Annotated in this window: 20 protein-coding genes, 21 tRNA genes, 2 rRNA genes and 1 riboswitch; of the genes, 35 read left to right on the forward strand and 8 right to left on the reverse strand. The window is 42.5% G+C overall.

Annotated features, from left to right (window positions below; translation table 11 throughout):
- The 23 genes from KHA95_RS10890 to KHA95_RS11000 all read left to right on the forward strand — a co-directional run bounded on the left by KHA95_RS10890 (position 1) and on the right by KHA95_RS11000 (position 5,399).
- Positions 1–2,932: ribosomal RNA gene (locus KHA95_RS10890) — 23S ribosomal RNA — on the forward strand.
- A 107-nt stretch (positions 2,933–3,039) separates the two neighbouring features.
- Positions 3,040–3,155: ribosomal RNA gene (gene rrf, locus KHA95_RS10895) — 5S ribosomal RNA — on the forward strand.
- A gap of 26 nt (positions 3,156–3,181) precedes the next feature.
- Positions 3,182–3,257 (forward strand) — tRNA-Val (locus KHA95_RS10900).
- A 3-nt stretch (positions 3,258–3,260) separates the two neighbouring features.
- Positions 3,261–3,336 (forward strand) — tRNA-Thr (locus tag KHA95_RS10905).
- 7 nt (positions 3,337–3,343) lie between these two features.
- Positions 3,344–3,419 (forward strand) — tRNA-Lys (locus tag KHA95_RS10910).
- Between the two features lie 10 nt (positions 3,420–3,429).
- A tRNA-Leu gene (locus KHA95_RS10915) sits at positions 3,430–3,511 on the forward strand.
- 78 nt (positions 3,512–3,589) lie between these two features.
- A tRNA-Gly gene (locus KHA95_RS10920) sits at positions 3,590–3,664 on the forward strand.
- A 19-nt stretch (positions 3,665–3,683) separates the two neighbouring features.
- Positions 3,684–3,772 (forward strand) — tRNA-Leu (locus tag KHA95_RS10925).
- A gap of 8 nt (positions 3,773–3,780) precedes the next feature.
- Positions 3,781–3,857 (forward strand) — tRNA-Arg (locus KHA95_RS10930).
- Positions 3,858–3,913: 56 nt separating this feature from the next.
- Positions 3,914–3,990: transfer RNA gene (locus KHA95_RS10935), tRNA-Pro, on the forward strand.
- A 9-nt stretch (positions 3,991–3,999) separates the two neighbouring features.
- Positions 4,000–4,075, forward strand: a tRNA-Ala gene (locus KHA95_RS10940).
- Between the two features lie 22 nt (positions 4,076–4,097).
- Positions 4,098–4,174: transfer RNA gene (locus tag KHA95_RS10945), tRNA-Met, on the forward strand.
- A gap of 6 nt (positions 4,175–4,180) precedes the next feature.
- Positions 4,181–4,257, forward strand: a tRNA-Ile gene (locus tag KHA95_RS10950).
- A gap of 13 nt (positions 4,258–4,270) precedes the next feature.
- Positions 4,271–4,363: transfer RNA gene (locus KHA95_RS10955), tRNA-Ser, on the forward strand.
- A 162-nt stretch (positions 4,364–4,525) separates the two neighbouring features.
- Positions 4,526–4,602, forward strand: a tRNA-Met gene (locus KHA95_RS10960).
- 3 nt (positions 4,603–4,605) lie between these two features.
- Positions 4,606–4,681 (forward strand) — tRNA-Asp (locus tag KHA95_RS10965).
- A gap of 107 nt (positions 4,682–4,788) precedes the next feature.
- Positions 4,789–4,864: transfer RNA gene (locus KHA95_RS10970), tRNA-Phe, on the forward strand.
- A gap of 18 nt (positions 4,865–4,882) precedes the next feature.
- Positions 4,883–4,958 (forward strand) — tRNA-His (locus KHA95_RS10975).
- Positions 4,959–4,977: 19 nt separating this feature from the next.
- Positions 4,978–5,051 (forward strand) — tRNA-Gly (locus tag KHA95_RS10980).
- Positions 5,052–5,062: 11 nt separating this feature from the next.
- Positions 5,063–5,139 (forward strand) — tRNA-Ile (locus tag KHA95_RS10985).
- A 1-nt stretch (position 5,140) separates the two neighbouring features.
- A tRNA-Asn gene (locus tag KHA95_RS10990) sits at positions 5,141–5,212 on the forward strand.
- Positions 5,213–5,223: 11 nt separating this feature from the next.
- A tRNA-Ser gene (locus tag KHA95_RS10995) sits at positions 5,224–5,314 on the forward strand.
- A 13-nt stretch (positions 5,315–5,327) separates the two neighbouring features.
- Positions 5,328–5,399, forward strand: a tRNA-Glu gene (locus tag KHA95_RS11000).
- A gap of 1,358 nt (positions 5,400–6,757) precedes the next feature.
- Here KHA95_RS11000 and KHA95_RS11005 read toward each other — a convergent pair.
- Positions 6,758–7,495, reverse strand: a complete 738-nt coding sequence (locus tag KHA95_RS11005) for a TraR/DksA C4-type zinc finger protein (protein WP_213137561.1) — start codon at positions 7,493–7,495, stop codon at positions 6,758–6,760.
- Positions 7,496–7,650: 155 nt separating this feature from the next.
- Complete coding sequence (locus tag KHA95_RS11010) at positions 7,651–8,574, reverse strand: 1,4-dihydroxy-2-naphthoate polyprenyltransferase (protein WP_213137562.1); 924 nt, start codon at positions 8,572–8,574, stop codon at positions 7,651–7,653.
- Between the two features lie 190 nt (positions 8,575–8,764).
- On the opposite strand from KHA95_RS11010, the gene KHA95_RS11015 reads away from it, so the two are divergent.
- The 5 genes from KHA95_RS11015 (at position 8,765) to KHA95_RS11035 (ending at position 15,094) form a co-directional block, all read left to right on the forward strand.
- The gene (locus KHA95_RS11015) at positions 8,765–10,141 is read left to right on the forward strand and encodes an isochorismate synthase (protein ID WP_213137563.1); all 1,377 of its coding nucleotides are present in this window, start codon (positions 8,765–8,767) and stop codon (positions 10,139–10,141) included.
- Positions 10,138–11,889: a 2-succinyl-5-enolpyruvyl-6-hydroxy-3-cyclohexene-1-carboxylic-acid synthase gene (gene menD / locus KHA95_RS11020; RefSeq protein WP_213137564.1), complete on the forward strand. Its 1,752-nt coding sequence runs from the start codon at positions 10,138–10,140 to the stop codon at positions 11,887–11,889. Before KHA95_RS11015 ends, menD begins: the two co-directional genes overlap by 4 nt.
- Complete coding sequence (gene menH, locus KHA95_RS11025; RefSeq protein WP_213137565.1) at positions 11,886–12,710, forward strand: 2-succinyl-6-hydroxy-2,4-cyclohexadiene-1-carboxylate synthase; 825 nt, start codon at positions 11,886–11,888, stop codon at positions 12,708–12,710. Before menD ends, menH begins: the two co-directional genes overlap by 4 nt.
- Positions 12,703–13,521, forward strand: coding sequence for a 1,4-dihydroxy-2-naphthoyl-CoA synthase (menB, locus tag KHA95_RS11030; RefSeq protein ID WP_213137566.1), 819 nt, complete (start codon positions 12,703–12,705; stop codon positions 13,519–13,521). The genes menH and menB overlap by 8 nt, the downstream gene beginning before the upstream one ends.
- A 100-nt stretch (positions 13,522–13,621) precedes the next feature.
- The gene (locus KHA95_RS11035; protein WP_213137567.1) at positions 13,622–15,094 is read left to right on the forward strand and encodes an o-succinylbenzoate--CoA ligase; all 1,473 of its coding nucleotides are present in this window, start codon (positions 13,622–13,624) and stop codon (positions 15,092–15,094) included.
- A gap of 79 nt (positions 15,095–15,173) precedes the next feature.
- Here KHA95_RS11035 and KHA95_RS11040 read toward each other — a convergent pair whose 3' ends face one another.
- The gene (locus KHA95_RS11040; protein ID WP_213137568.1) at positions 15,174–15,326 is read right to left on the reverse strand and encodes a DUF1540 domain-containing protein; all 153 of its coding nucleotides are present in this window, start codon (positions 15,324–15,326) and stop codon (positions 15,174–15,176) included.
- 74 nt (positions 15,327–15,400) lie between these two features.
- Positions 15,401–15,634 carry a membrane protein insertion efficiency factor YidD gene (gene yidD / locus KHA95_RS11045; RefSeq protein WP_213137569.1) on the reverse strand — a complete coding sequence of 78 codons (234 nt, stop codon included), beginning with the start codon at positions 15,632–15,634 and terminating at the stop codon, positions 15,401–15,403.
- A 121-nt stretch (positions 15,635–15,755) separates the two neighbouring features.
- Between yidD and KHA95_RS11050 the strand changes: the two genes are divergently transcribed.
- The gene (locus tag KHA95_RS11050) at positions 15,756–16,208 is read left to right on the forward strand and encodes a Dps family protein (protein WP_213137570.1); all 453 of its coding nucleotides are present in this window, start codon (positions 15,756–15,758) and stop codon (positions 16,206–16,208) included.
- 77 nt (positions 16,209–16,285) lie between these two features.
- Here the strand turns inward: KHA95_RS11050 and KHA95_RS11055 are convergent, their stop codons facing one another.
- On the reverse strand, positions 16,286–16,537 hold the full coding sequence (locus KHA95_RS11055) for a DUF6154 family protein (protein ID WP_213137571.1): 252 nt from the start codon (positions 16,535–16,537) through the stop codon (positions 16,286–16,288).
- 301 nt (positions 16,538–16,838) lie between these two features.
- Here KHA95_RS11055 and KHA95_RS11060 point away from each other — a divergent pair, with 301 nt between their 5' ends.
- A complete protein-coding gene (locus tag KHA95_RS11060) occupies positions 16,839–17,177 on the forward strand; it encodes a hydrolase (RefSeq protein WP_349305468.1) in 339 nt (112 codons plus the stop codon).
- Between the two features lie 64 nt (positions 17,178–17,241).
- Positions 17,242–17,712, forward strand: coding sequence for an RNA deprotection pyrophosphohydrolase (gene ytkD / locus KHA95_RS11065; RefSeq protein ID WP_213137573.1), 471 nt, complete (start codon positions 17,242–17,244; stop codon positions 17,710–17,712).
- A 142-nt stretch (positions 17,713–17,854) separates the two neighbouring features.
- Here the strand turns inward: ytkD and KHA95_RS11070 are convergent, their stop codons facing one another.
- The 3 genes from KHA95_RS11070 to KHA95_RS11080 are packed head-to-tail and all read right to left on the reverse strand — an operon-like array spanning position 17,855 to position 20,441.
- A complete protein-coding gene (locus KHA95_RS11070; RefSeq protein ID WP_249316835.1) occupies positions 17,855–18,664 on the reverse strand; it encodes an ABC transporter permease in 810 nt (269 codons plus the stop codon).
- Complete coding sequence (locus tag KHA95_RS11075; protein ID WP_213137574.1) at positions 18,657–19,421, reverse strand: ABC transporter ATP-binding protein; 765 nt, start codon at positions 19,419–19,421, stop codon at positions 18,657–18,659. The genes KHA95_RS11070 and KHA95_RS11075 overlap by 8 nt, the downstream gene beginning before the upstream one ends.
- Positions 19,422–19,439: 18 nt before the next feature.
- Positions 19,440–20,441, reverse strand: coding sequence for an ABC transporter substrate-binding protein (locus tag KHA95_RS11080; protein ID WP_213137575.1), 1,002 nt, complete (start codon positions 20,439–20,441; stop codon positions 19,440–19,442).
- Between the two features lie 115 nt (positions 20,442–20,556).
- Between KHA95_RS11080 and KHA95_RS11085 the strand changes: the two genes are divergently transcribed.
- The 4 genes from KHA95_RS11085 (at position 20,557) to asnB (ending at position 25,483) form a co-directional block, all read left to right on the forward strand.
- Positions 20,557–21,336, forward strand: coding sequence for an alpha/beta hydrolase family protein (locus tag KHA95_RS11085; protein ID WP_213137576.1), 780 nt, complete (start codon positions 20,557–20,559; stop codon positions 21,334–21,336).
- 58 nt (positions 21,337–21,394) lie between these two features.
- On the forward strand, positions 21,395–21,637 hold the full coding sequence (locus KHA95_RS11090) for a DUF2584 domain-containing protein (RefSeq protein ID WP_213137577.1): 243 nt from the start codon (positions 21,395–21,397) through the stop codon (positions 21,635–21,637).
- A gap of 81 nt (positions 21,638–21,718) precedes the next feature.
- A riboswitch (SAM riboswitch) is annotated at positions 21,719–21,836 on the forward strand.
- Positions 21,837–21,996: 160 nt separating this feature from the next.
- The gene (gene metK / locus KHA95_RS11095) at positions 21,997–23,199 is read left to right on the forward strand and encodes a methionine adenosyltransferase (protein ID WP_213137578.1); all 1,203 of its coding nucleotides are present in this window, start codon (positions 21,997–21,999) and stop codon (positions 23,197–23,199) included.
- A 397-nt stretch (positions 23,200–23,596) separates the two neighbouring features.
- Positions 23,597–25,483: an asparagine synthase (glutamine-hydrolyzing) gene (asnB, locus tag KHA95_RS11100; RefSeq protein ID WP_213137579.1), complete on the forward strand. Its 1,887-nt coding sequence runs from the start codon at positions 23,597–23,599 to the stop codon at positions 25,481–25,483.
- Positions 25,484–25,615 lie beyond the last annotated feature (132 nt).

Below are 25,615 nucleotides of genomic sequence, written 5' to 3' on the forward strand. Positions count from 1 at the left end.
GATTAAGTTAATAAGGGCGCACGGCGGATGCCTTGGCACTAGGAGCCGATGAAGGACGGGACTAACACCGATATGCTTCGGGGAGCTGTAAGCAAGCGTTGATCCGGAGATTTCCGAATGGGGAAACCCACTGCTCGTAATGGAGTAGTATCCATTTCTGAATACATAGGAAATGGAAGGCAGACCCGGGGAACTGAAACATCTAAGTACCCGGAGGAAGAGAAAGAAACATCGATTCCCTAAGTAGCGGCGAGCGAAACGGGAAGAGCCCAAACCAAGAGGCTTGCCTCTTGGGGTTGTAGGACACTCTACACGGAGTTACAAAGGAACGAAGTAGATGAAGCGGTCTGGAAAGACCCGCCAGAGAAGGTAACAGCCCTGTATTCGAAACTTCGTTCCCTCCAGAGTGGATCCTGAGTACGGCGGGACACGTGAAATCCCGTCGGAAGCAGGGAGGACCATCTCCCAAGGCTAAATACTCCCTAGTGACCGATAGTGAACCAGTACCGTGAGGGAAAGGTGAAAAGCACCCCGGAAGGGGAGTGAAAAAGATCCTGAAACCGTGTGCCTACAAGTAGTCAGAGCACATTCATGTGTGATGGCGTGCCTTTTGTAGAATGAACCGGCGAGTTGCGATTTCATGCAAGGTTAAGTTGAAGAGACGGAGCCGCAGCGAAAGCGAGTCTGAATAGGGCGAATAAGTATGAGGTCGCAGACCCGAAACCAGGTGATCTACCCATGTCCAGGGTGAAGGTAAGGTAACACTTACTGGAGGCCCGAACCCACGTACGTTGAAAAGTGCGGGGATGAGGTGTGGGTAGCGGTGAAATTCCAATCGAACCTGGAGATAGCTGGTTCTCTCCGAAATAGCTTTAGGGCTAGCCTCAAGGTAAGAGTGTTGGAGGTAGAGCACTGTTTGGACTAGGGGCCCTCATCGGGTTACCGAATTCAGACAAACTCCGAATGCCAATTACTTGTCCTTGGGAGTCAGACTGCGAGTGATAAGATCCGTAGTCGAGAGGGAAACAACCCAGACCGCCAGCTAAGGTCCCAAAGTATACGTTAAGTGGAAAAGGATGTGGAGTTGCTTAGACAACCAGGATGTTGGCTTAGAAGCAGCCACCATTTAAAGAGTGCGTAATAGCTCACTGGTCGAGTGACTCTGCGCCGAAAATGTACCGGGGCTAAACGTATCACCGAAGCTGCGGATTGACACCTTCTGGTGTCAATGGTAGGAGAGCGTTCTAAGGGCTGTGAAGCCAGATCGTAAGGACTGGTGGAGCGCTTAGAAGTGAGAATGCCGGTATGAGTAGCGAAAGAAGGGTGAGAATCCCTTCCACCGAATGCCTAAGGTTTCCTGAGGAAGGCTCGTCCGCTCAGGGTTAGTCGGGGCCTAAGCCGAGGCCGAAAGGCGTAGGCGATGGACAACAGGTTGATATTCCTGTACCACCTAATTTCCGTTTGAGTAATGGGGGGACGCAGGAGGATAGGGTAAGCGCGCTGCTGGATTAGCGCGTCCAAGCAGGTAGGCTGGGAGTGAGGCAAATCCTTACTCCTAAGGCTGAACTGTGATGGCGAGGGAAATATAGTACCGAAGTTCCTGATTCCACACTGCCAAGAAAAGCCTCTAGCGAGGAAATGGGTGCCCGTACCGCAAACCGACACAGGTAGGCGAGGAGAGAATCCTAAGGTGATCGAGAGAACTCTCGTTAAGGAACTCGGCAAAATGACCCCGTAACTTCGGGAGAAGGGGTGCTCCCGCGAGTGAAAGCTTGCGGAAGCCGCAGTGAATAGGCCCAGGCGACTGTTTAGCAAAAACACAGGTCTCTGCGAAGCCGTAAGGCGAAGTATAGGGGCTGACGCCTGCCCGGTGCTGGAAGGTTAAGAGGAGCGCTTAGACTTCGGTCGAAGGTGCGAATTGAAGCCCCAGTAAACGGCGGCCGTAACTATAACGGTCCTAAGGTAGCGAAATTCCTTGTCGGGTAAGTTCCGACCCGCACGAAAGGCGCAACGATCTGGGCACTGTCTCAACGAGAGACTCGGTGAAATTATAGTACCTGTGAAGATGCAGGTTACCCGCGACAGGACGGAAAGACCCCGTGGAGCTTTACTGCAGCCTGATATTGAATGTTGGTGCAGCTTGTACAGGATAGGTAGGAGCCTTGGAAACCGGAGCGCCAGCTTCGGTGGAGGCATTGGTGGGATACTACCCTTGCTGTATTGACATTCTAACCCGCAGCCGTGATCCGGCTGGGAGACAGTGTCTGGCAGGCAGTTTGACTGGGGCGGTCGCCTCCTAAAATGTAACGGAGGCGCCCAAAGGTTCCCTCAGAATGGTTGGAAATCATTCGCAGAGTGTAAAGGCACAAGGGAGCTTGACTGCGAGACCTACAAGTCGAGCAGGGACGAAAGTCGGGCTTAGTGATCCGGTGGTTCCGCATGGAAGGGCCATCGCTCAACGGATAAAAGCTACCCCGGGGATAACAGGCTTATCTCCCCCAAGAGTTCACATCGACGGGGAGGTTTGGCACCTCGATGTCGGCTCATCGCATCCTGGGGCTGTAGTCGGTCCCAAGGGTTGGGCTGTTCGCCCATTAAAGCGGTACGCGAGCTGGGTTCAGAACGTCGTGAGACAGTTCGGTCCCTATCCGTCGTGGGCGCAGGAAATTTGAGAGGAGCTGTCCTTAGTACGAGAGGACCGGGATGGACGCACCGCTGGTGTACCAGTTGTTCCGCCAGGAGCATCGCTGGGTAGCTATGTGCGGACGGGATAAGTGCTGAAAGCATCTAAGCATGAAGCCCCCCTCAAGATGAGATTTCCCATAGCGCAAGCTAGTAAGATCCCTGAAAGATGATCAGGTTGATAGGTCCGGTGTGGAAGTGTGGTGACACATGGAGCTGACGGATACTAATCGATCGAGGACTTAATCAATTTATTACATGGTTTACCTTCTCATTTATCTAGTTTTGAGAAAATGAAAATTTCCTCTTGAAAAAATAATAAAAGGCATTATAATTATAAATGTCTTTAAAAATTTGTCTGGTGGCGATAGCGAAGAGGTCACACCCGTTCCCATCTCGAACACGGTAGTTAAGCTCTTCAGCGCCAATGGTAGTTGGGGGTTTCCCCCTGCAAGAGTAGGACGCTGCCAGGCATACATATTTTGTGATTTTGTACAATGGAGGATTAGCTCAGCTGGGAGAGCATCTGCCTTACAAGCAGAGGGTCGGCGGTTCGATCCCGTCATCCTCCACCATATGCCGGCCTAGCTCAATTGGTAGAGCAACTGACTTGTAATCAGTAGGTTGGGGGTTCAAGTCCTCTGGCCGGCACCACTTGTACGAGCCATTAGCTCAGTCGGTAGAGCATCTGACTTTTAATCAGAGGGTCGCAGGTTCGAATCCTGCATGGCTCACCATTTTATATTTGCGGGTGTGGTGGAACTGGCAGACACGCTAGACTTAGGATCTAGTGCCGTAAGGCGTGGGGGTTCGACTCCCTTCACCCGCACTTTAAAAATAAATGGTCTTCTGTTAAAATTTGTCATATCCTGTGGCAAACACAGAAGTCAGAACAACCTATTCAAGCGCGGAAGTAGTTCAGTGGTAGAACACCACCTTGCCAAGGTGGGGGTCGCGGGTTCGAACCCCGTCTTCCGCTCCAAAAATTATTTTGATTTGTTGCCGGGGTGGCGGAACTGGCAGACGCACAGGACTTAAAATCCTGCGGTAGGTGACTACCGTACCGGTTCGATTCCGGTCCTCGGCACCATTTTATTTGCGCCCGTAGCTCAATTGGATAGAGCGTCTGACTACGGATCAGAAGGCTATGGGTTCGACTCCTGTCGGGCGCGCCAATTCTAAAATAAAATGGAAACATAATATGTAGATTTTTAGTTTGTTAATATTGAAACGGGAAGTAGCTCAGCTTGGTAGAGCACTTGGTTTGGGACCAAGGGGTCGCAGGTTCGAATCCTGTCTTCCCGACCAGTTTTATATGGGGCCTTAGCTCAGCTGGGAGAGCGCCTGCCTTGCACGCAGGAGGTCAGCGGTTCGATCCCGCTAGGCTCCACCATTAAGAAAATAAATCCTATATTGGCGGCGTAGCTCAGCTGGCTAGAGCGTACGGTTCATACCCGTAAGGTCGTGGGTTCGATCCCCTCCGCCGCTACCATATAGAGGACCTTTAGCTCAGCTGGTTAGAGCAGACGGCTCATAACCGTCCGGTCGTAGGTTCGAGTCCTACAAGGTCCACCATTGTTTCAATATTGGAGGTATACCCAAGTCCGGCTGAAGGGATCGGTCTTGAAAACCGACAGGCGGGTCAAACCGCGCGGGGGTTCGAATCCCTCTACCTCCTCCATATTTCATATTGTTTATTATTATCGCTGGGTGGAGCAACGAGCGTTACTTCACTGAATAAACTGCGAGTTGTACCGATCGAAATACTGCTTGAATGAGCTTCCTGAGATCGGGACAGTTAATATGCTTTGTGCATGCAGAAAAATAGTATAATTATTATTATCGCGGGGTGGAGCAGTCTGGCAGCTCGTCGGGCTCATAACCCGAAGGTCGCAGGTTCAAATCCTGCCCCCGCAACCAAAAGGTCCCGTGGTGTAGCGGTTAACATGCCTGCCTGTCACGCAGGAGATCGCGGGTTCGATTCCCGTCGGGACCGCCATATTTTCTATATAATTAATTGTATCCAATAATCCGCTACTTCCTTCATCTTATTGAGATAAGGGCGAAGGACAATCGATAGCGTAGCAACTATGTTATCTAAAGTAAGGCTCAGTAGCTCAGTCGGTAGAGCAAAGGACTGAAAATCCTTGTGTCGGCGGTTCGATTCCGTCCTGAGCCACCATTTTCGAGAAGAAACATGGCGATTGTGGCGAAGTGGTTAACGCATCGGATTGTGGCTCCGACATTCGTGGGTTCGATTCCCATCAGTCGCCCCAATTCAACAATATTATTTATGCGGGTGTAGTTTAGTGGTAAAACCTCAGCCTTCCAAGCTGATGATGAGGGTTCGATTCCCTTCACCCGCTCCATATTTTTATATGGGCCTGTAGCTCAGCTGGTTAGAGCACACGCCTGATAAGCGTGAGGTCGGTGGTTCGAGTCCACTCAGGCCCACCATTCCGCAGTAGCTCAGTGGTAGAGCTATCGGCTGTTAACCGATCGGTCGTAGGTTCGAATCCTACCTGCGGAGTTAATGGATATGGGGAAGTACTCAAGAGGCTGAAGAGGTGCCCCTGCTAAGGGCATAGGTCGCGTAAGCGGCGCGAGGGTTCAAATCCCTCCTTCTCCGCCATATCATCCATTATGGCCCCTTGGTCAAGCGGTTAAGACACCGCCCTTTCACGGCGGTAACACGGGTTCGAATCCCGTAGGGGTCATCCTTTGAAAAAGCTATCCAATAATGGATAGCTTTTTTGTTGTCTAGGAAATTATAAAATTCTAGCCTTATGGATAATTGTTCATTGCTGCGAACGGTCATGCTAGAACAATGTTTCAAAATAAAAAGGTAATACTAATTGATTTTTGTAAAGATTGTGGCGCTCGATTGCCCTTATTGGGATTTTTTGCTGTTGAGGGTAAATCGAGTGTGCTTCGAATGCCCCTCTTATGGATTTTTTGCAGTTGAGGGTAAATCGAGCGTGCTTCGAATGCCCCTCTTGTGGATTTTTTGCTGTTGAGGGTAAATCGAGCATGCTTCGATTGCCCTTATTGTGGATTTTTTGCAGTTGAGGGTAAATCGAGCGTGCTTCGAATGCCCCTCTTGTGGATTTTTTGCAGTTGAGGGTAAATCGAGCGTGCTTCGATTGCCCTTATTGTGGATTTTTTGCTGTTGAGGGTAAATCGAGCATGCTTCGAATGCCCCTCTTGTGGATTTTTTGCTGTTGAGGGTAAATCGAGCATGCTTCGAATGCCCCTCTTATGGATTTTTTGCTGTTGAGGGTAAATCGAGCGTGCTTCGATTGCCCTTATTGTGGATTTTTTGCTGTTGAGGGTAAATCGAGCGTGTTTCGAATGCCCTTATTGCGGATTTTTTACTGTTGAGGGTAAATCGAGCATGCTTCGAATGCCATTATTGTGGATTTTTTGCTGTTGAGGGTAAATCGAGCATGCTTCGAATGCCCTTATTGGGATTTTTTGCTGTTGAGGGTAAATCGAGCGTGTTTCGATTTACCATATTGGAGAATTTTTGCCGGAAAGGGTAAATCGGACGTGTCTCGACTGACCGTATTGAAAATTTTCCGCGGGAGAAGGGCAATCGGATGAAGTTCGATTGATTAAAATGATGTAAATAGTCTCTATCAGGAGGAAATAATTACTACCTGTGTATAAAAAGGGGGCTATTCTAACTTCTAGGACAGCCCCTTTTCATCAACAATGATTAATATTCAAACAGATGCGCAAATTGCATCACGATCGTTTCAGCAATTAGGTCCGACGCCATTGTTTCTCTTTTTCCGTAGCTGTTTTCGCATCACCTTTTACAGCTGCTGTTACTAATTGTACAGCGATAACCAAATGGTCTTAAATAAGGTCAGCATAGTGATCAGCAATTTGATCGCCATAAAGCAGTCTAAGGCAATTGCCTAAATCTGTGGCATTTTTTGTTTTACGGCTTTTCCCTTTTTTTAAACGCTCAAGGGCAATGTACGATGCTTTTATCGCTTATTAATGAATGGGGAGAGCCATTCATTAATAAGTGCCTCTCTAAGCTACAGTTGATGAGAGGAGGATGTTTTTATTTATCAACATAACCATCTGTCTGTTTATAGGGGACATCGCCAAATGGAGCTTCAATTCCTTCTTCATCAAGCATTTCTTCATATGCTGTTTTTTCTTCGGATGTGATCACTTCCGTCGTTTTACCGTCTATATCATTGCCTATGAATGTTTCGTATTGTTCTGTAAACCCATCTTTTAAGTCGTCGGAGTATAGGTCGTCGTAGTCGTTGAAATCCCCTTCGAAATCAGATGGTGTTTCAGATGTACCGTATTGAGCAACTTCTTGAAAGCTGTCCTCATAGTCTCTAACTCCATCCCCCTTATGGCGACTTGCAAATGAATTATCGACGGCTGGATGAAGCACTTCTTCTTCAACTGGGCGATCGTGTGATAACGTCTGTTCGGGACTATGTTCTACGCAAAAAGTTGTATTTGGAATTGCTTCGAGCCGTTCATATGGAATTTCTTTTCCACAAGTTTGACAAATTCCGTATTTTCCAGCATGTAATGCATCAATTGCATTATTGACCTTTTTTAATTCTGCCTCGGCATGAACAGAAAGGGCGAGGTTTCTTTCACGGTCAAAAAGTTCAGTTCCCATATCGGCAGGATGATTATCGTACATTGATAATTCTCTTTCACGGGCGTTAGCACTTTCAAAAACTTCCTCATCTTGTCGGATTGTTTGCAATAATTGTTTCCGCTGCTCTAAAAGTTCATTTTCTAAAAAAGTTTTTTGTTCTTCTGTAAGCATGCTGCCACATCCTTTTCATTATGCAATAATCGTAGTATGTGCGTTTTCTCGATTACTTATTTGCATTTGAAATTACCTTCTATCGTATCACTTTCCCTATTCTTAATAAAAATACACATATAAAAACAGCACTTGCGAAAGGCAAGTGCTGTTTCTTAAAGAATATAGCTTATCAATAGACCGACTGAAAGCAGTAGTCCATATATCGTATTCGTTTGTCCTGTTGCTTTCATGGCAGGCATCATTTCTAGCGGCTCGGTTTTACCGACGAATCCTTTTACAGCTGTCCATGCTTTTGGAATGCTTACAAACGTAATCAGCAACCAAGGAGATGCATCAATAGTTAGGATGAGCAAGACAACCCAAAAATATGAAAGGATGAAATGGCCGGCTAATAATTGGATTGCTCTTGTTTTACCTAATAAAATCGCAAGTGTTTTACGCCCGTTTATTTTATCCCCATCGAGGTCACGAATATTATTGGAAAGCATAAGAGCAGCAATTAAAAGCGAAATTGGAATGGAGACAAGGATGCTTTCCTTGCTAATATAGCCTGTCTGAATAAAAAACGTAATTTGAATGATGACGACTCCCATGAGAAAGCCTGATGTTAGTTCCCCAAAAGGAGTATATGCAATCGGCTTTGGCCCGCCTGTATAAAAATATCCCATTGCCATACAGATTACCCCAACAACAGCGATCCACCAACTGGTTGTTACGGAGATATACAGCCCGAGCAGCATTGAAATACCGAAAAGTGCAAAGCCTAATCTTAGAACTGTTTGTGCTTTTACACCATTTCGAACAATTGCTCCACCGATTCCGACGGAGTTTTCATTGTCTAGCCCTCTTGCATAATCAAAGTATTCGTTAAACATATTGGTTGCTGTTTGAATTAATAAGCTTGCGATTAGCATAGCTAAAAACAGCAACCAATGAATCGATGTATATTTTCCTGCGATGACTGTTCCTAGTAATACGGGAACAAATGCGGCAGTAAGTGTATGTGGTCTCGTTAGTTGCCACCAAATTCGCCAGCCTTTATCAGCTGGTACAATCAATTGAGTTTGAAGATTCATTGCGATGTCGCTCCCTTAAAAATAATCAACTGAATAAAAATGTCCACTTCTTAAAGTGTAGGTAAAGAATGGTGGGGTGTCAATCTATTTTCTTTGCCAGTCGGATTGATTGCTACATTTCATTCCGTTCTTCATATATAATAAGAAAGTAGGAAAAAAAGAAAAGACCTGTGTTTTAGGAGAGATGATTTTGATTAAGTCATTATTGCGATCTAATTTGCATTCTGCATCGATGAACTTTAAAGAAGAATCAACATTGTTTAGTGAAACAATGAACATTGATTTTATTGATCCGACTATGTTTTATAGTGGGAATCAACATTTATATAAAGAAGAAAGCTTTTTTTGGCAAAGCCCGGATGAAAACTTTAGCCTAGTTGGTCTTGGGGCTACTTATGTATTAAAAGCAAATGGCGAGGAAGAGCGAATATGCGATTTGGAAAATCAGTGGAAGAAGCTTTGTGATCAGGCTGAAATTATAAATCCATTTGAAGTTTCTGGGACGGGCCCATTATTGTTTGGCGGCTTTTCATTTGATCCAGACAGTACAAAAGAAAAGGAGTGGGAGCCGTTTGGACAAACCCTTTTTTATTTGCCAAAATATATGCTGACTGTTGTGAATGAACAATGCTTTTTAACTATTAATGTGCTTAGGGAAACGGAAATCTATGAGGATGCTAAGGCATTTGTTCCGACATTAATTAAAAATGCCAAAAGAGAAATTCCGCATCGTGCAGCACTTGTCATGCAGGAAGAGCTAAATGCTGAAGAATGGGCACGAACGGTTGATGACATTGTACAAAAATTAGAAGGTACGGAATTGCAAAAGGTTGTATTAGCACGAAAAATGAAACTCGAATTCGCCAGCAATGTAAATGTCGGCAATGTTGTTCAGCAATTAGTTAGACAGCAACCAAATAGTTTTGTTTTCGCATTGCAAGCAAAACATACGTATTTCTTAGGGGCATCACCGGAACGACTTGTAAAGAAAAATGGAACAGAGGTATTATCAACAAGTCTAGCTGGATCAATCGAAAGATCGGAGTACTCGGCAGAAGATGAAAAATTAGCGAATTGGTTATTGAATGATGAGAAGAATCTATTTGAACATCAGCTTGTTGTTTCAATGATCGAAAAGGCACTTAGACCTTATTGTGAAGATGTAAAAGTTGCCGATCAGCCGGCGATTATGAAGACACCGGATATTCAGCATCTATATACACCTGTTTCAGGAGAAATGAAACCTGGAAATACGATCTTTCAAGTTGTGAAGGGGCTTCATCCAACGCCAGCGCTCGGAGGGGTGCCAACGAAAGCAGCGATGAAAATGATCCGTGATATGGAAGGGATGGATCGAGGCTTCTATGCGGCGCCTATCGGCTGGTCAGATTACCGTATGAACGGTGAATTTATCGTTGCCATTCGTTCGGGGCTAATTAAGGAAAATGAAGCTTACTTATATGCAGGTTGTGGGTTGGTGAAAGGATCTAATTCAGAAGATGAATTGATTGAAACACGTGTAAAGTTTCGGCCAATGTTACGAGCTGTGGGAGGGAAATCGTCATGAAGAGCCAAGAAACGCTTACAAACTATTTATCTGCTTTTATCGAAGGGCTTGAGCAAGCGGGCGTGACCGATGTGGTCATTAGCCCGGGCTCACGTTCGACACCACTCGCATTATTGTTCGCTGAGCATCCAAATATGAATGTATATGTGAATATAGACGAGCGCTCAGCTGCATTTTTTGCGCTTGGTCTTGCGAAGGCATCAAGAAGTCCTGTCGCCTTGCTATGCACGTCTGGAACGGCAGCAGCTAATTTTTACCCAGCGGTGATTGAAGCGAGCTTATCACGTGTCCCGCTCCTCGTTTTAACCGCGGACCGCCCGCATGAATTACGGGATGTCGGTGCTCCGCAGGCGATGAATCAAATTCATTTGTACGGGAACCATGTGAAGTGGTTTTCAGAAATGGCCATCCCAGAAAGCGGAGATATGATTATCAGATATGCACGGAAAACGGCGATCCGATCTGTTGCTGAGGCGAAAGGTTTGCCAGCTGGTCCTGTCCATCTAAACTTTCCATTTAGAGAGCCACTGATCCCACAGCTTAGCCCATCACCTTTTTCAAAAGAGGTAAAGGGTAGTAAGCCGGAAGTCAAAATAGGAAAGCTTGAGTTAGCTGATGAGTTCTACCAAGCATTGGCGAAAGAATGGCAAGGAATTGAAAAAGGAGTCATCATTTGTGGACAAATCGATCATCCTGAGTTCTCAGTAGTGGTAAGAACGTTAAGTGAAAAGCTTGGCTTTCCAATATTAGCTGATCCATTATCACAACTTAGATCCAATTGTACGGTTGAAGATCATGTGATCGATAGCTATGATGCGATTTTAAGAACGGACGTAGCTAATGATCTGTTACAGCCAGAATTGATTATTCGTTTTGGTGGAATTCCTGTTTCAAAGCCACTCACGCTATTTTTAGAAAAATGCAGTGAGGTTGAACAAGTAATTATTGACGGTGGCCGAGGCTGGCGTGATCCGTCACATATTGCTGCGGAGCTCCTTTATTGTGACGAGGCTATTTTTTGCGAAAAGGTTTCTCAGTTGGTTGATAATGAGAAAGATGCCCGCTGGTTAAAGATGTGGGAGAAATTGGATTTTTTAGTAAAAAACATCATTTACACGAATTTCCAGATGCTAGATGAATTGGATGAAGGAAAATCGATAAGGGAACTCGCTGAACTACTTCCGGAAGACAGCACGCTTTTCGTTGGTAATAGTATGCCGATAAGGGATGTAGATACTTTTTTACATAAAACAAAGAAGAATGTGCGAATTATGGCAAATCGTGGGGCAAATGGGATTGATGGAGTAGTCTCCACTGCACTTGGGGCGGCGGTTCATTTACGGCCTGTTTATTTAGTCATTGGCGATTTATCCTTTTTCCATGATATGAATGGTTTACTTGCTGCTAAAATTTATCAGCTGAACATCAATATTATTGTGCTCAATAATGATGGTGGTGGAATATTCTCTTATTTACCGCAAGCGAAAGAGCCAAAGCATTTTGAACTGCTTTATGGCACACCGACCGGACTAAATTTTGAGCATGCGGTAAAGATGTACCATGGTCAATATACGAAAGTCAATGATTGGTTGTCGTTTCAAATGGCGATCATGGATGCTGGAAGCAATGAAGGCTTAAATGTCATTGAAGTTCCGACAGATCGTGAGAAAAATACGGCAAGTCACCGGAGAATTTGGTCGCAAGTTTCCCGGGAAATAAACAAATTTTTACAAGGTGCACGTTTATGAGGCTTTCCATCGGAGAAGTAGATTATTATGTCGAAGTTTCTGGAGAGGGTCCTTCAATCATGCTTTTGCATGGGTTTACTGGGGACGTTACAACATGGAATGATTTGAAGAAAATATTAGTAGCTAACTATAAAGTAATTGCGATTGATATTATTGGTCATGGTCAAACGACTGCCCCCAATGATGTGGAAAAATATGATATGTGTCAAGTTGCCAACGATCTGTCCTGTATCGTCGATCAGTTAGACGCAGGGCAGGTCCAAGTTCTTGGATATTCAATGGGAGGCAGACTTGCACTTACTTTCGCTTTGCTTTTTCCGGAAAAAGTGAGGGGGCTTATTCTCGAAAGTGCGTCACCAGGTCTTAAAACGCGGGAAGAGAGAGAAGCTCGTAAGGACAAAGATGAGCTGCTTGCGAGGCGGATTATAAAAAACGGAATGGAGGATTTTGTTGCATATTGGGAACAGATTCCTTTATTTGCGAGCCAACAGCAATTACCGGAGAAAATTCGCGAGCAAATAAGAGGTCAACGATTGCAAAATTCTTCCGAAGGGCTGGCTAATAGTTTACGTGGGATGGGAACTGGGCAACAGCCTTCCTTTTGGGAGGATTTACATAAAATAGTTTGTCCCGTTCTCCTTGTTTGTGGTGAAGATGATGAGAAGTTTTGCACACTTGCGATGGAGATGGAAAAATTGCTTCCGCATGCTGAGTTATCAACATTTGTAGGTGTCGGGCATGCAGTTCATGTGGAAGAACCGGAGAAGTTTGGTACAATAGTAAGAGAGTTTTTACATAAAGGAGGAAAACGGTGTGGCTAGAGAATGGATTCAGGAAAGAGAATACGAAGATATTTTATATGAAACTTATAATGGAATTGCCAAAATTACGATTAATCGACCAGAAGTGAGAAACGCATTCAGACCGAAAACAACAATGGAGTTGATTGATGCGTTTGCCTATGCAAGAGATGACGCAAAAATTGGGGTGATTATTCTTACGGGAGCAGGCGATTTAGCATTTTGTTCTGGTGGAGACCAGTCAGTAAGAGGACATGGCGGGTACGTTGGTGAAGATAATATTCCGCGTCTAAACGTACTTGACTTACAAAGATTAATCCGTGTCATTCCTAAACCGGTCGTAGCAATGGTCGCTGGCTATGCAATTGGAGGAGGACATGTTCTTCATGTCGTATGCGATTTAACGATTGCCGCAGACAATGCGAAATTTGGACAAACAGGTCCAGTTGTCGGCAGCTTTGATGCTGGATATGGTTCGGGCTATTTAGCGCGTATTGTTGGTCATAAAAAAGCAAAAGAAATTTGGTTCCTTTGCCGTCAATACAATGCACAGGAAGCACTTGATATGGGGCTTGTGAATACAGTTGTACCGTTGGAGCAATTGGAAGATGAAACAGTACAATGGTGTGAGGAAATGTTGGAGAAGAGCCCAACAGCCCTTCGTTTCTTAAAAGCGGCATTCAATGCAGATACAGATGGACTAGCAGGTATTCAGCAACTTGCTGGAGATGCTACGCTTCTTTATTACACATCTGACGAGGCAAAAGAAGGAAGAGACGCTTTTAAAGAAAAACGTAAACCGAATTTTGATCAATTCCCAAGATTCCCGTAATGTAATTCGACTGCTAGAAGATCATTAGATTGGTAAAAAAAGCTTGATGGAGCGTTCCGTTCAAGCTTTTTTGTTGATTAATTCGTAAGGGGTTTTTTGTATGGAAAATGCGATTCCAAATTGGCTGTTACAGCGTGCCTATTTGACACCGAATAGAACGGCACTTGTTTTTGGTAATCAAATTTGGACGTTTTCAGAAATGGTGGAAGAAGTAAGAAAGATTGCCAACCGTTTACATGTACAGCGCGGTGAGCGCGTAGCTGTGCTAGTGAAAAATAATCCAACTACGGTTTGGCTCATTCATGCACTGCAACAATGCGGAGCTGAAATTGTTTTTCTTAATAATCGTTTAACAAGTGCAGAATTATTGTTTCAATTAATCGATAGCAAAGCAAAAAAACTTATTTTTGATGATAGCATGAACGTCATTGCCAGTGATATTGCAAAAAATAATAAAGATATATACATCTTATCTTTGCAAAGACTGGCAAGTCGACCGGTGAAATGCTTTGAAGAAAAGCTTGAGTTTCATTTAAATGATATCTGTTCAATCATGTATACATCAGGAACAACTGGCAAGCCTAAAGGAGTTTTACAAACGTATGGCAACCATTGGTGGAGTGCAATCGGTTCTTCTTTAAACCTAGGACTACGTGAGGATGATGCATGGCTTTGCGCCGTCCCATTGTTCCATATTAGTGGGATGTCAATCTTAATGCGTAGTGTGATTTATGGAATGCCCGTTTATTTACAGGAACAGTTCAATGAATATGATGCAAATACATTACTAAAATCTGGAAAAGTTACGATTATGTCGGTCGTTTCGGCGATGCTTGATCGCATGCTGCTCGCGCTTGGTGACGAAAAATACGACGAACGTTTTCGTTGCATGCTGCTTGGTGGTGGAGCAGCTCAGCGCCATCAGCTTGAATGGTGCAAGCGAAAAGGGATCCCGGTAATCCAAACATATGGAATGACGGAAACAGCCTCGCAAATCGTTACACTATCTCCCGAGGATAGCTTGGAAAAGCTTGGCTCGGCAGGTAAGCCTCTGTTTCCAGCTCAGCTACAAATTGTCACTGAAAATGGAAAACAGGCTGAGCATGGGGAAGTCGGGGAAATTATTGTAAAAGGACCTAATGTTACAAGCGGTTATTTACAAAGAGAGGATGCCAATAAGGAAGCTTTTCAAAATGGCTGGTTTCGAACGGGAGACCTCGGTTATTTGGATGAGGAAGGATTTTTATATATTTTAGACAGAAGGTCAGACTTAATCATTTCTGGCGGAGAAAACATCTATCCAGCAGAAATTGAAGAGGTATTGATGGAAATTCCTGAAGTGATGGAAGCCGGTGTTACAGGAGTTAATGATGCTGTTTGGGGCAAGGTTCCATATGCCTTTGTTGTTTTAAGCAATCCGTTATCAGAGCAAAATATCATTGAATTTTGTCGGGGAAAATTAGCTTCATACAAAATGCCAAAACGGATCTATCAAATCGAAGCATTGCCGAGAAATGGTGCAAATAAAATCGTTCGTAGGCAGCTTTTACAATACATTAAGGAAGATCAGTAATAAGCGCATGAGAAAGACGATTACAGCAAATAATTGTAATCGTCTTTTTGGAGATTCGACACACATTTAGAAACGATCTTCACTCATGTTTAAAGGTTTGGCAGTCCGTTTCTTGTTCATTTTTTGCTTTGGATCCTGAATGGCTGACAACATAAATTTGATCAGCTGAACATTGGTTTCCCTTTTTCCAATAATGGCAGTTTTGTACTTCACATAATACATCTTTAGCCATGTGTATCACCCCTTCTTAATGGATACACATTTAGTTTTGTCAAAAGAACGAATCAAAATAAGTGGAAAAAAAATCTATTTTATGGAATGCTTCTTTTCTGGTACAGGGTCGAATCCACCTGGGTGGAATGGGTGACATTTTAAAATTCGTTTACATGTAAGCCATCCGCCGCGAATCGCTCCGAATCTCTGAATTGATTCAAGCCCATATTGAGAGCAGGTTGGATAAAATCGACAAGTGGGAGGCTTTAATGGTGAAATAATGATTTGATAAAAACGAATGATTTTTAAAAAGATGTTTGCAAGCATACCGATCGCTTCTTTCGGGAAATTAATTGTTCTATTCATTGTAACATAGTGAGCAAAGTGACAAAAGTTTGTTTTGATCTTGAGGATAAAGGGTATGATACAAATGAGGAGGATGGTTAAAATGACAGAAAATGAGCAAAAACAATTGGTAGATGCCGTCAATAAGCAGGTGGCAAACTGGACAGTACTATTTACAAAATTACATAATTTTCATTGGTATGTAACAGGTCACCATTTCTTTGTGCTTCACGAAAAGTTTGAACAGTTGTATACGGAGGCAGGTGTTCATATTGATGAGCTGGCGGAAAGACTTTTAGCATTAGAAGGCAAACCAGTCGCGACCTTAAGGGAGTCACTTGAAATGGCAAGTGTACAAGAGGCAAAAGGTGGAGAGAGTGCTGATCAGATGGTAAGTGCGATCGTTGATGATTTTACGATTATGATCGAAGAGTTAAAAGCAAGCATGGACCTCGCAACAGAAATGGGCGATGACACGACAGGGGACATGCTGCTCGCTGTTCATCAAAGCTTAGAAAAGCATAACTGGATGTTTAAAGCCTATCTAGGTCAATAAAACAAGAGAAAGGTTTCCTAATGTTTTTAGGAAACCTTTCTTACGTACAGAAGGGCGAATAATTTCTACAATATGTATTAATGTAAATGAGTCGATGATTGAGGATATCCAGTTTTTCCTTCATGCTGGGCAATTTTACCTTTTAACGTCTCCAATAAATATAAACGAATAAAGTATTGCAGTTCATCCTCTTGCATATCTTTTACGATACCCATTAATTCGTCGCGGTTATAATGTTCTAACACCGCAAACGTAATCATATCTAAATCTTCTTCATCACCAGTTAGTCGATCACGATACATCGCGAATAGCTCATCAACCAGCCTCATTATCTTTCACCTCTTTTACTATAAAATGATCATGCCATAACTCCAAACAGCAATCAACTTATTTGTTATCTATACCCGTACTAAAAGCTGGACAATCCCTATTTCAAAAATACTTGTTAAGAATAAAATAAGTGAGTTGATCGCAAAATATGCATAAGAAATTAAGAAAAGAGCAAGGTGCCCACTTATCGGTGAAAAGAACAAGGTGAACAAAAGCTTCCTGATAACAGGAGTATATTCATTTCCCTGTGATTTGTGAACTCGAGCCGATAGCGCCTTGAGCTAGATAATAAAAAAGTAGGTGCAAATATTGGATAATGAAAAAAAGCCATTTTATATATCGGTTGGACCAGGTCAAATTATGAGTACAGCGACAGATTCGCCTTGGGAATTTAAAATCGAGGCGACAGATGATGAAATCAAAATGCTTCGGAAGGTATTTGATTCGAATGCCGATAATAGCATCGATGATTTTTTGCGGGCACATATTCCGTTTTTAGAATATCATCATGATCCAACGAATGATCGCCATGATGACAATTTACTACGGATTTATGGAATGATTTACTCACTCGGCGATCAAGAAGCGAAGCAACATGTAGAAAGCATGGGAATATTGAACCATTTTCGATCGGAGTAAACTTACGTCTTATTTTCCCTCATCCGCTATAATAAATAGGATGATTGTATAGAGGGAGATTATTATGCATAAAAAGTTTTTGGATGAAAAGGGAAATATGGTGACACTCGCCTTTACGAAATCAACTTTTCCAATAGAGGCGAAGCATGTATTAATCATTTGCCGTCTCGAAAATCAATGGCTGCTAACGAATCATTCGCAACGAGGCTGGGAATTTCCTGGAGGTAAAATTGAAAACGGCGAAAGTGCAGAAGAAGCGGCAATAAGGGAAGTCGATGAAGAAACGGGAGGAAAGATAAGGCGGCTTATTTTTATTGGCGAATATTTTGTCGACGATCGTGTGAATCCTTTTGTGAAACAGATCTATTTTGCGGATATCGAAAAAATAAGGCCAAAGGGAGATTATATGGAAACGAAGGGCCCTGTTTTAATTGAGGGTGATCTCGTTTCGATACTGAAAAATCAGGAATTTAGCTTTATCATGAAGGATGAGGTTGTTCCGATGGCACTTGCCAAAATCGATGAGATCATATGATACGGGCATTAAGCAAAATAGGCTGGGACATAACTAATGTGATTAATTCCGAAGGTGAACATTTATATTTGCGGAGCGAGTCATTTGCAGTTGCTAGCGTTCGTATTTTGATTGATAATAAACATTTGTCCCAGCCTCAATTTCAATCAATATCCTTAATAAGCTTGCGTTCTAACCATTCTACGGCTTGATACATCAAGGTGGCAAAGATCGCAATTAAGAGAAGCGAAAGCATAACAAGGGTGAAGTTAAACACTTGGAAGCCATAAATAATCATATAGCCAAGTCCTTTAGCGGAAACGAGAAATTCTCCAACGATGACGCCTACCCACGATAAACCGACATTGACTTTGAGTGTTGAAATAATCGTTGGAAATGAAGCGGGCAAGATCGCTTCTTGAAACTTTTGTCGTCGTGTAGAGCCGAACGTACTTAACACCTTTAAATAATTTTCATCTACGCTACGAAATGACGTATAGACGACAATTGTTGTGATGATGATGGAAATAATTGCCCCCATTGCGATAATTGAAGTAAATCCGGGACCAAGGCCAACGATTAAGATTGGACCTAAAGCGATTTTCGGCATCGCATTTAGAATAACGAGATATGGATCCAAAATTTTGGAAATAAACGGTGACCACCAAAGGATGGCGGCAAGGAGCGTTCCAAGCGCAGTGCCAAGAACGAATCCTAAAACTGTTTCAAACACAGTTACACTTAAATGTGTAAGCAATGATCCATCGGTTATTTTTTCAATAAATAAATGTGCTACTTTTGAAGGATAGCTAAAAATTAAAGGGTCGATCCATTTAGAGCGGCTGGCAATTTCCCAAAAGGAAAATAGCACGATGAAAATGAGAATTTGATAAAAGAGCACCCATTTATTTTCCGTTGCTAATCTTTGCTTATATTGTTTATGAAGGGTGCTGGGATGTTGTTCATTATTCAAGAGACTCCAGCTCCTTCCAAATAATTTGGAATAAATCGTGGTATGCTTGCTTGCTGCGAACATCAAAAGGTTTTAAGATTCTTAATTCTTCTGGAACATCGAAGATCCGATAGAGGCGTCCCGGTTTCGCTGAAAATAATAATATTCGGTCGCTCATCGAGATTGCTTCACCAATATCATGTGTGACGAGTACGGCTGTCTTTTCGTAAACTCTTAACGTTTCGAATACGAGATCTTCTAATTTTAATTTCGTTTGATAATCGAGAGCAGAAAACGGTTCATCAAGGAGTAATAATTTTGGATTGACTGCCATCGTTCTAGCAAGTGCTGCCCGTTGCCGCATTCCACCGGAAAGTTGGCGCGGAAATTGAGATTCCACGCCAGATAAACCGATTTGCTTCAAAAAAGTGAGTGCTTCCTTATGAGTCGTTTCATTTAATCGACCATTCAATTTTAAACCGAGTAAAACATTCTCTTCGATCGTTTTCCACGGAAATAAATAGTCTTGCTGAAGCATATATCCGATTGACGCTTGATTCGCATCAGGAGGAATTCCCTCAATAGTGACACGCCCGGTCGTTGGCATAATTAACCCGGATAAAATCGAGAGCATTGTCGTTTTTCCGCAACCACTTGGTCCAAGCAAGGAAATGAACTCGCCTTTTTTGATTGTAAATGAAATATTTTCTAAAGCTGTTGTGATGGAAGTAGGGGCAAAATAATGATGGCCGACATCGTCTACTTCTAAAAAATTCATGTGTTTCGGCCTCCCTTTTTATTCGTTAAGTACTTTATCTACGATTTCCGTATTGACTAATGTTTGATAATCGACTTTTTCAGGAAGTTCACCTGCTTCATCCATAATCGCTTGAAGTTGGTCCCAGCCCGCTTCTGTTAATTTCATTCCTTTAGCGAAGGAACCTTGGTTTTTATATCGTTCAACAACGGTCGCCAATGTATCGGCATCTGTGTCTTCAAAATATGGTTGGACGAGCTTTGCCACATCCTCGGGACTATTCTCATCAACCCAATTTTGGGCTTTGTAGAGGGCGCGTACGAACTTCTCAACGGTTTGTTCATTTTTCTGCATATAGCTTTCTTTTGCCATGAAAGTTGTATATGGTACTTCACCAGATTCTTCACCAAAAGAAGCGACGATATGACCGACTCCTTCTTTTTCAAAAATTGAAGCGGTTGGTTCAAATAATTGAACAAAATCACCTGTCCCTGATGCAAACGCATTCGGGATGTTGGCAAAGTCGATATTTTGGATTAAATTTAAGTCTGAGTGTGGGTCGATGCCATTTTTCTTTAAGACGAATTCACCGACCATTTGCGGCATTCCGCCTTTACGCTGACCAAGGAAGGTAGAGTCTTTTAATTGATCCCAAGAGAACGATTCGATATTTTCACGGGCGACGAGGAAGGTGCCGTCCGTTTGTGTTAATTGTGCAAAGTTAATTACTTTATCTGCTGCACCTTGGGCATACACGTAAATCGAGGTTTCCGATCCAACAAGGGCGATATCAGCGCCATCTGATAGAAGAGCTGTCATCGTCTTGTCACCGCCCCAAGTTGTTGTCAGTTCAACATCGAGACCTTCATCTTTAAAAAATCCCTTTTCAATTGCGACGTACTGGGGAGCATAGAAAATTGAGCGGGTTACCTCGGCCACTTTCACTTTTGTTGTACCGCCATTTGTTGAACAAGCGGCAGTGGCAACGACGATAAAAACAGTAATCATTAGTAAAGCACTGGCTTTTAGCCATTTTTTCATTGAAAAATCCTCCTTTATTGAAAGCATCATTCATTTGATTGAACGTTGAATACATTAGTCTATGATGGGCGGAAAAATGTGTGATAGCCTAGAACGAAAGAAAGGGTGGAGAAATATGAAGCAGCTAGTTATTGATAAACAACGATTTCCATCACCCAACCCTTTAGTGCGCTTATATTTAATTACGTATTATTCGGGGAAATTAAAGGTGAAGGGATTATTAGCGGAGCCTGTGAAAGCAGGAGTGTATGATGGATTTTTATATTTACGTGGAGGAATCAAAAATGTTGGAATGGTGAGACCAGCTCGAATTGCCCAATTTGCTTGTGAAGGCTTCATTGTTTTTGCCCCATTTTATCGAGGGAATCGGGGTGGTGAGGGGAATGAAGATTTTGCTGGTGCTGATCGTTATGACGCATTTTCTGCATTTGAATTATTAAAAGCACATCCATTCGTTCAGAAGGATCGTATACATATTTTCGGGTTTTCACGTGGTGGCGTTATGGCATTGCACACAGGTCTTCATTTTCGAGAGGCGACATCGCTTGTTACATGGTCAGGAGTGTCCGATGTTGCACTTACATATATGGAAAGGAAAGATATGAGGAGGATGATGAAGCGGGTTATCGGTGGCTCACCTGAAACAAATCGTGCTGCGTATGAATATCGTACACCTTTACGATTATTAGCAGAGCTTAACATACCTGTTCTTATTATTCATGGAGAGCAAGATCAACATGTGTCGATCGAGCATGCGAGGATAGTGGAAAAACACTTGAAGAGCCTTAAGAAGAAAGTTGATACATGGTATTTCGACTCATTTACCCATTTTTTTCCGCCTCAATGTAACAGAAAACTTGTTCAGGATGTATGCGCATGGATGAAAGACCAGTAAAATCATGTATAATAGAGACAACAGTGTAATACATAGCTGAAGAAAAGGGGGAATTCATATGGGCATGCCTTTTGAGTTGAACACGTTAATCGTGACAAAAGGAAACGAAAAAAGACAAGAAGAAAATCTTTTTACACTCGAGAAATCGGGTTATCGCTTATACCCAATTGATATTCCAGTTGAAGTCCGCCATTCTTTAAAAAGTGAAAAACGTGCAAACGCCGTCATTAAAAAGGTTGAGTGGGCAAATGAAAAAACACTCCTTACGTATCAATTGATATCATTACACTCCATCAATTAAAATGGATTCGATGTTATCATGGAAAATATTTCAGTTGACATCGTTTTATCATGTGCGTTATGATTCATAATTGAACGGATACTCTTATCCTGAGACGGTGAAGGGGACAGGCCCGATGAAACCCAGCAACCTACTTGCCTATTTTCGGAAGCAAGGTGCTTAACCTGTTGCAAGGCAATGAAGCCTTGAACGATAAGAGTGAAAGGCTCGGAAAAATGATCAAAACCTTTCCTCATCATCATAGTGGAAAGGTTTTTGCATTTACATACAAAAATCCAATGCCTTTTCTAAACAGCTTGCATAAATAAGGAATGAGTACCGTTAAAATAGGAAACTAGAAATATAAAGGAGGAACACCGTTGACACAAAATCGCCGCTTATTTACGTCAGAATCTGTTACAGAAGGACATCCCGATAAAATTTGTGACCAAATTTCGGATGCAATACTGGACTCTATTTTAGAAGAGGATGCAAATGCGCGCGTTGCTTGCGAAACATCCGTTACGACGGGACTTGTCTTAGTCGCCGGTGAAATTACAACGAGCACATATGTTGATATTCCAAAAATCGTTCGCGAAACCATCAAAGAAATTGGTTATAATCGTGCGAAATACGGGTTTGACGCAGAAACATGCGCTGTTTTAACATCGATTGATGAACAATCACCAGATATTGCAGCTGGGGTTGATCAAGCGCTTGAAGCACGAGAAGGAGTTATGTCTGAGGAAGAAATTGAAGCAATTGGAGCTGGAGACCAAGGGTTGATGTTTGGTTATGCTTGTAATGAAACAGAAGAGCTTATGCCGCTTCCAATTTCACTTGCGCATAAGCTCTCATATCGACTCTCCCAAGTGCGTAAAGAGGAAATATTGGCCTATTTGCGCCCGGATGGAAAAACACAAGTAACGGTTGAGTATGATCAGGATGATAACCCAATTAGAATTGATACAATCGTCCTTTCTACGCAACATCATCCAGAAATCTCACTTGAGCAAATTCAAGCAGATATAAAGAAACATGTGATTGAACCAGTTGTACCTGCTGAACTGCTTGATGAAAAAACGAAATACTTCATTAACCCAACAGGTCGCTTTGTCATCGGTGGTCCTCAAGGGGATGCCGGATTAACCGGTCGTAAGATCATTGTTGACACGTATGGCGGTTATGCACGTCATGGTGGCGGAGCATTTTCCGGGAAAGATCCAACAAAAGTGGACCGCTCAGCTGCTTATGCTGCTCGCTATGTTGCTAAAAACATCGTTGCTTCAGGTTTAGCAGCTAAATGTGAGGTGCAATTGGCCTACGCAATTGGTGTTGCCCAACCTGTATCGATTGCTGTTGATACTTTTGGAACAGGAAAAGTAGCGGAGGAAGTATTAGTAGAAGCGATCAGAGAAAACTTTGATCTACGTCCAGCAGGCATTATTCGTATGCTTGACCTTCGTCGCCCTATTTATAAACAAACTGCTGCTTACGGTCATTTTGGTCGTACGGATATTGATTTACCTTGGGAAAGAACAGATAAGGCAGAAGCGATTCAACAATTCGCACAAAGTCGTTAATCAAAAACGAAGTTACATGGAAAGATGTAGCTTCGTTTTTCTTTTTTACTCAAAATCATGTAAAATATATATAAGCGTAATCGCTTGTCTATTTTAATCAGCGAAATCCCTTCAATTCTATAAGTGGCCGGATGAATCTGACGGATGATTTTTAGAGTGAGCTCAAAAAAAACGCTGATGGGTAATTGATTAAAGTGCAGACTTTTATAAGGCGGAGCAGCGACATCGTTTGCCATGTCATTTTGAAACACGAATGTTTACTGTTACTCATATATTTAACAAAGAAGTTACCAATTTTTAATTTTCAACAACGAAAATTAGTGATAGTATTATCAAGTATGTGACGCATAGATAATGAAATGATTGCGCTCGAATCTTAATAGAGTAGGTGGCATAAATGTGCGGTTTTATCGGTTGTATTAATGATCAGGCATTGGAGCAGAAAAAGCCCGATCTACAAGTTTTTAAGCAAATGAATGATTTGATTACCCATCGTGGACCAGACGACGAAGGGTATTTTGAGGATGAGTATGTCCAATTCGGCTTTCGCCGACTTAGTATTATTGATATTGAAAGTGGTCACCAACCGTTAGCTTATGAAAATGAACGTTATTGGATTATTTTCAACGGTGAAATTTATAATTTTGTGGAGTTACGAGAAGAGCTTGAGCAGGAAGGTGTTGCATTTCAAACGGCATCTGACACAGAAGTGATTATTGCTTTGTATAGTAAAGTGAAAGAGAAGGTTGTAGACAAGCTGCGCGGCATGTTTGCTTTTGTCATTTGGGATAAAGAGGAAAAGCAATTATTCGGTTGCCGTGATCAATTTGGCATTAAGCCTTTCTTTTATAAAGAAGAAGCAGGGCGAACATTATTCGCATCAGAGAAAAAGAGCATCGTACTTGCAAGCGAAGGTCAAACGATTCATGCTGAAGCGTTGCAGCAATATATGACCTATCAATTCGTTCCAGAACCAGATACGATGACTACTGGCATTAAAAAGCTCGAACCAGGCCATTATTTTACTAAGCAGCTTGGTGGAAAAATGGAAATTACCCGCTACTGGAAAGCGCATTTCCAGCCGATTCAAAAATCTGAAGACGTATATGTGAAAAAAATTAGGGATGTATTAATTGATTCTGTACAGCTGCATATGCGCAGTGATGTACCTGTCGGCTCTTTCTTATCTGGCGGAATCGACTCATCGATTATTGCATCGATTGCGAAACAATTCCATCCGAACATCCAAACTTTTTCCGTCGGATTTGAGCGAAATGGCTTTAGTGAAATTGATGTAGCAAAGGAAACAGCGGATAAATTAGGTTTAGAAAATATTAGCTATGTGATCACTCCCGAAGAATATATGAAGGAATTGCCGAAAATTATGTGGTATTTGGATGATCCGCTTGCAGATCCTGCATGTGTTCCGCTTTATTTCGTTGCTCGTGAAGCGCGCAAGCATGTAACGGTTGCTTTATCAGGTGAAGGGGCGGATGAATTATTCGGCGGTTATAATATTTACCGTGAGCCACAATCATTGGAGGTTTTTAATAAAATTCCTGAAATCGGTAAATCATTGTTGCGGGGTCTTGCAGCTGCACTTCCTGAAGGAGTAAAAGGAAAAAGCTTTATTGAACGCGGAGTAACACCAATGGAAGATCGTTATATCGGTAATGCAAAAATGTTCTCAGAAGAAGAGAAGCAGAAATTGCTCGTCCGTTATGATAATCGCATTGATTATCGCCAAATTACGAAGCCGCTTTATGAAGAGACCATCGGCTATGACCCGGTAGAACGGATGCAATATATTGACATTCATACGTGGATGCGCGGTGATATTTTATTAAAAGCCGATCGGATGACGATGGCACACTCGCTTGAAGTGCGTGTTCCATTCCTTGATAAGGAAGTATTCAACATTGCGGCTAATATCCCGACGAGCTTGAAAACGGCTGAGGGAACTACCAAATATATTTTACGGAAAGCGGCGGAAGGAATCGTTCCTGATCACGTATTAAATCGTAAAAAGCTTGGCTTCCCTGTGCCGATTCGCCATTGGTTAAAAGATGAAATGCACGATTGGGCGAAAGATATTATTAAAAACAGCGCAACCGATCATCTTCTTAATAAGCGCTATATTTTACAATTGCTTGAGGACCATTGCCAAGGGAAATTAGATCATAGCCGTAAAATCTGGACGGCGCTTGTCTTTATGGTGTGGCATGCTGTTTATTTGGAAGAGCAATACGACTTTCAACATGAAAAAGCGATTGCGACAAACTGAATGAAAAGGAAAAATGGGTAAGAGGCTTCATGTATAAGTACTTCAGATAACATGGAGAAAATATTAAATATCATCCTTATAATTTCCTATCAAAAACAATATTATTAACACACAAAACGCTTGGATAAATTT

This window comes from Bacillus sp. FJAT-50079, from assembly GCF_018343515.1.
Taxonomy (GTDB): Bacteria; Bacillota; Bacilli; order Bacillales; family Bacillaceae_C; genus Lederbergia.